This is a genomic window from Novosphingobium sp. YAF33, from assembly GCF_052113265.1.
Taxonomy (GTDB): Bacteria; Pseudomonadota; Alphaproteobacteria; order Sphingomonadales; family Sphingomonadaceae; genus Novosphingobium.
Genome location: NZ_JBFRCW010000058.1, coordinates 1 through 329 on the forward strand (window position 1 = coordinate 1; position 329 = coordinate 329).

General features: G+C 52.4%; 1 rRNA gene. It reads left to right on the forward strand.

What is annotated here, in order from left to right:
- Nucleotides 1-212: 212 nt before the first annotated feature.
- A 16S ribosomal RNA gene (locus AB4Z00_RS26605) occupies nucleotides 213-329 on the forward strand; the annotation flags it as partial.

Here is a 329-nt window from a genome sequence, read left to right on the forward strand (position 1 = left end):
GGTTCTTTGACATTGTAGGTTTTAGATGAAGGGACATGTGGGCGACGGCGCCTGCTCCCGGGGCTTCAGGGCTCGGGGTGGCAGTAGATAGTCGTTACCTTTACATGTCCTTACGTAACCATACGTTTAGATATGTGCAGGGTGATGATCCCTGAATTAATTTTACGTCAGGTGGCYGGTCTTTTGGCTGGTCCTGTTGTGAGATTGGACACAAACTTGAGAGTTTGATCCTGGCTCAGAACGAACGCTGGCGGCATGCCTAACACATGCAAGTCGAACGAGACCTTCGGGTCTAGTGGCGCACGGGTGCGTAACGCGTGGGAATCTGC